General features: G+C 47.1%; 5 protein-coding genes. All 5 read left to right on the top strand.

Annotated features, from left to right (window positions below):
• A partial coding sequence (gene infB, locus AC3DOM_RS13920) for a translation initiation factor IF-2 (RefSeq protein WP_487919647.1) occupies positions 1 to 1,756 on the top strand: 1,756 nt, incomplete at its 5' end.
• 79 nt (positions 1,757 to 1,835) lie between these two features.
• Complete coding sequence (rbfA, locus tag AC3DOM_RS13925; RefSeq protein ID WP_487919648.1) at positions 1,836 to 2,228, top strand: 30S ribosome-binding factor RbfA; 393 nt, start codon at positions 1,836 to 1,838, stop codon at positions 2,226 to 2,228.
• Entirely contained in the window at positions 2,221 to 3,174 is a 954-nt protein-coding gene (locus AC3DOM_RS13930; protein ID WP_487919649.1) for a DHH family phosphoesterase, read from the top strand. The genes rbfA and AC3DOM_RS13930 overlap by 8 nt, the downstream gene beginning before the upstream one ends.
• Positions 3,175 to 3,237: 63 nt before the next feature.
• On the top strand, positions 3,238 to 4,155 hold the full coding sequence (gene truB, locus AC3DOM_RS13935) for a tRNA pseudouridine(55) synthase TruB (RefSeq protein WP_487919650.1): 918 nt from the start codon (positions 3,238 to 3,240) through the stop codon (positions 4,153 to 4,155).
• A gap of 50 nt (positions 4,156 to 4,205) precedes the next feature.
• Positions 4,206 to 5,110, top strand: a 905-nt coding sequence (locus AC3DOM_RS13940; RefSeq protein WP_487919651.1) for a bifunctional riboflavin kinase/FAD synthetase, incomplete at its 3' end; no start/stop codon positions are given.

The raw sequence follows: 5,110 nt of genomic DNA on the forward strand, positions 1-5,110 counted from the left end.
CCCTGCAGGCATTGGTGTCCGTGATCTTGCAGAGCGAATGGAAGCCAGCCCAATTGATGTAATCAAAATTTTGATGACAAATGGGGTGATGGCCAGCATTAATCAACAAATAGATTTCGATTCGGCAGCAATCGTGGCTGCCGATATGGGATTTGAGGCGATTCTCGAAACGGAAGAAGATGACGAAGCTGAAGTCGTAGCTGATGTGGCACTTTGGCGGCAAAAAATTGCAGATGAAGATGATGCCTCGCTTGAAGATCGGCCACCCGTGGTAACCATTCTGGGACATGTCGATCACGGAAAGACAACGTTGCTTGACGCGATTCGCCAAACCGATGTACAGGCTGGTGAAGCCGGCGGGATTACCCAACATATTGGTGCTTATCAGGTTGAGCAGGATGGGAAAACGATCACATTCCTGGACACACCCGGGCACGCTGCATTTACAGCGATGCGTGCTCGCGGTGCGCAGGGTGCTGATATCGTTGTTTTGGTGGTGGCAGCTGACGATGGTGTGATGCCCCAAACTAAAGAGGCGATTGCACATGCCAAGGCTGCGAATGTCCCGATCATTGTTGCTCTGAATAAAATTGATAAATCTAACGCAAATCTTGAATTGGTCAAAAAGCAATTATCTGAAAATGAATTGGTTCCCGATGAATGGGATGGCGATACGATTGTTGTTCCTGTTTCGGCGACCAAAAAAGAAGGCATCGAAGATTTACTTGAAGCAATTTTACTTGTCGCCGACAATATGGATATCCGTGCCAACCCGGCTGGTGATGTTGTGGGTACAGTCATTGAGGCCGAGTTGGATAAGGCTCGTGGCGTAGTAGCGACTTTGCTGATTCAAAATGGAACCCTGAAACAGGGTGATATTGTTGTGGCAGGCGGCGCTTATGGACGCTTGCGTGCGATATTTGATTATCGAAATAATAGAGTGGACGAGGCTTCACCCTCTACACCTGCTTTTGTAATGGGACTGAATGAAGTCCCCAGCGCAGGGGAAGTATTTGAGATTGTAGAAGCCGAAAAGATTGCTCGTTTTCGTGTGAAGCAATATGCTGAAGACCAGAAATCCGCCAAGCGGACAAAGAAAAGCACATCGCTGGAAGATCTCTTTGCTGCTTATCAGGCTGGTGAAGCAAAAGAATTACGTTTGATCATTAAGGCGGATGTACAAGGCTCCCTTGCTCCCATAGTTGGCGAGATGAATAAACTCGGCGAAGGTGAGATCGGGATAAAAATTCTCTATGCCGAAACAGGTAATATTGGTGAGAACGATATCACTTTGGCAGCTGCATCCGATGCAATTGTGATCGGTTTCAATGTTCAGGCAGAGGTAACAGCACGCCGTCTTGCTGATAATACGGGTGTCTCTATTCGCCTTTATAATATTATTTACCGTATTGTGGAAGATGTTGAAAAAGCCCTCAAGGGTATGCTTGACCCAGTTTTCGCTGAAAAATCACTTGGAAAAGCCGAAGTTTTGGCTGTTTTCCCGATTTCAAAATTAGGGAAAATCGCGGGATGCCGCGTTCGAGATGGTGTTATTCGTCGTAACGCGCAGATGCGCCTGAAACGTGGTGAAGATATTCTCTTTGAAGGGGAGGTTTCTTCCCTGAAGCAAGAGAAGGACAGGGTTAACGAAGTCCGTAATGGCTTCGAATGTGGTATTGGTTTGCAAAATTTCCATGATATTGAGGTCGGAGATATTCTTGAGTGTTATATTATTGAGAAAGAAGCGATTACCTAAATAACGCACATGCAATGGAGTTCAAAGTTTTCGCAGGGGGCTTTGGACTTATCAAATGCAGTATTATTTTTCATAAACTATGCCCTCACAAATCCGTTTGCAGCGCATTTCAGATCGCATCAGGAAAGAACTTTCCGAGATGCTGGTTTACGAGTTAAGTGATCCGCGCTTGCGACAAGTTTTTATCACCGATGTTAATATTGATCGGGAACTGGCCTATGCCAATATTTATATTTCCGCGGTTGAGGGATCCTCTCGAGCGAAAGAGGTTCTTGCCGGCCTTGAAAGCGCCAGCGGATTTATTCGTCGGACTTTATCTGGTCGCGTGGAATTACGTTCATTTCCCCGCCTTCGATTCCATTGGGACCCCACTCCCGAACAAGCCGATCATATTGAGAAAGTATTAGGCTCCATTCGCGAGGACGAAGCGAGGCGAGAAGAAAAAGATGCGAGATCTAAAAATGATGACTGAATCTATTAATACCTCCATCAAACGGCGCTTGGGGGCAGCCGACAAACTTCTTATAACCAGCCATATCCGTCCCGATGGGGATGCCATTGGCTCATTGCTAGGGCTTGGACTTGCTCTCCAGAATGCGGGCAAAGATGTTCAAATGGTCTTGCCAGACGGAGTCCCGGCTGCGTTCAGTCATCTTGAAGGCTGTGATTTGATCCAAAAAGAGGTAGAGGGAGATATAGACACCTTTATTGTCGTGGATTGTGGTGATTTCGACCGAGTTCACGAAGTTCTACGGTCTTTTGGTGTACCAGCTATAAATATTGACCACCATATTACCAATGTAAATTTTGCAGAGATCAACCTTGTGGAAACAGATTCTGTAGCCACAGCCTCAATTTTGGCTGAACATCTCGATCAATGGGGGCTGGAGATATCCAAACCGGTTGCAGCTGCTTTAATGACCGGGTTGATTACTGACACGCTCGGTTTTCGGACCATGAACATGAATCCCAAAGCATTTCGTCAGGCTGCGACTTTGATGGAAAAGGGGATTGACCTCCCCGATCTTTATTATCAGGCAATGGTGAGCCGCTCCTATAAAGCAGTCCGGTATTGGGGAGCAGGACTTTCCAATATTGAGCGTGATGGACAAATGGTTTGGGCTACATTAAGTCTGGAGGACCGCAAGGAGGCCGGTTATTTTGGTAATGATGATGCAGATTTGATCAATATCCTGTCTTCAGTAGAAAAAAGCCCGGTTGCGATTATTTTTGTTGAGCAGCCTGAAGGCGCGGTTAAAATTTCCTGGCGAGTGCGCGGTGAAGAGTGGGATGTAGCAAAAGTGGCGGCAGATTTTGGTGGCGGAGGTCATCGGGCTGCTGCCGGAGCGATAATAAAAGGCTCGTTGGATGAGATCAAGCAGAGGGTCTTGCGCGCGACGCGTGAAATCCTGAGTTAATAACGCAATTTTAGAACAGGATTTATATCCTGTATTTTAAAGCTAAAAATGGAGGAAATTTCTATGAGTAGTCAAGATACAAAAAATGCAATTTCCGGAGTTTTGGTAATAGATAAACCGACCGGGATGACATCGCATGATGTTGTCAATATTGTCAGACGAGGAACAGATATCCGTCGCGTGGGGCATACTGGAACCCTTGATCCGCGCGCTTCAGGTGTGTTGGTAATATTGGTAGGTCCGGCAGTCCGCTTGAGTGAATATATTTCGGCCTCTGACAAACGCTATCAGGCCATCATTCGAATGGGCACCGCCACGGACACATACGATGCCGAAGGCTCTTTTACACGGGAAGAAACTGCAATTGATGTTACCGAAGAGCAATTTGAGGTTGAGTTGAAAAAATTTGAAGGCGAGATTGAGCAAATCCCGCCTCCTTATTCCGCCGTTAAGGTCAAGGGACGCAAAGCCTATGAGATGGCGCGTAACGGCGAAGAGGTTGAATTGGAACCTCGCATGATCCAGGTACACCACCTGGAGATTCTGGAGTGGGCGACCCCCGAAGTTGTGGTGGATGTCCACTGTTCTTCTGGAACTTATATCCGTTCGCTGGCAAATGATCTGGGCGAGGTTTTGGGATGTGGCGCATATTTGGTTGGCTTGCGCCGCACAAAAAATGGACGTTTCTCCCTGCGTGATTCTGTACCACTGCGCAAACTGAAAGAAGCCTTCGATGCTGGTGATTGGTATAAATATTTGATCCCTGCAGCCGAGTCCCTTACTGATTGGCCTTTTGTGGAGTTGGATCCGGATCAGGTCGAAACAGTCCGACATGGTCATCGGATTAAAGCCGATCCTGATACTGAGCCAGGAATGGTACGTGGTATTAGTACGGCCGGCGAACTGGTTGCGTTGTTAAACCTTGAAGAGGGTGAAGCTGGCGATCTTGAATGGCAGCCAAAGAAGGTCTTTTTCTCGTAAATCCATCATGCTAGCCCTCTCTATAAACGGGGAGGGCAACATCATATCTTATGCTTCATCTTCGTTCCCTCGAAGAACTTTCACCGGAAAAAACTTGGCTTACGATCGGGGTATTTGATGGCGTTCATCGTGGACATCAGGAAATTATCAATCATCTTAGAGCAGGTGCAAAAGAAGCAAAAGCCTCTGCCCTTGTGATAAGTTTTTCACCGCACCCAGCAGTGGTTTTGGGGAAACGCAAGGATTTGAAATACCTGACATTGCCTGATGAAAAAGCGGAGCTGATTGAGGGGTTGGGTGTAGATATATTGATGACACATCCTTTCAATCAGCGAATTGCTGCTCTTTCAGCAGAAGAATTTATGGCAGAGATCCAGGCGAGAGTCAAACTGGAGAAGTTTCTGATCGGCTACGACTTCGCACTGGGAAAAGATCGTCAGGGTGATGCTGAATATTTAACGGCTTTGGGGCAGAAGGCTGGATACAAGGTCCAAACCTTTGGTCCGGTTGTGACCGGAGATGAGGCGGTCTCCTCCAGTCGGATACGTGCTGCGCTCGCAGAGGGACGCGTGCGTGATGCCATCAAATATTTGGGGCGGCCCTATGCTTTGAGTGGCTCCGTAATCCATGGCGACGGACGTGGCCGCAAGATTAATATCCCCACGGCAAATATCGAAACCTCTCCACAAAAAGCTGTACCCTTAAATGGAGTCTATGCCTGCTGGGCTTATCTGCATGGCGAGAAGCACCGTGCCGTGACAAATATCGGCATTCGTCCCACCTTCACCCCCGACAAAGAGCAGGCCAACATAGAAACACATTTGCTTGATTTTAAAGATGAGATCTATGGAGAGTCACTAAAACTGGAATTTATTTCCCGTTTGCGGGATGAGAAAAAATTCGCTTCGGTAGATGAATTATTAGTCCAAATTAGAGCTGATATTGCCAAGGCAAA

The sequence above is a fragment of the Candidatus Desulfolinea nitratireducens genome (assembly GCF_982879505.1).

What these genes read in the sequence shown, in the direction of transcription:
- AC3DOM_RS13930 (WP_487919649.1), top strand. Translation starts at nt 2,221, where the DNA reads ATGACTGAATCTATTAATACCTCCATCAAACGGCGCTTGGGGGCAGCC.
- rbfA (WP_487919648.1), top strand. Translation starts at nt 1,836, where the DNA reads ATGCCCTCACAAATCCGTTTGCAGCGCATTTCAGATCGCATCAGGAAA.
- truB (WP_487919650.1), top strand. Translation starts at nt 3,238, where the DNA reads ATGAGTAGTCAAGATACAAAAAATGCAATTTCCGGAGTTTTGGTAATA.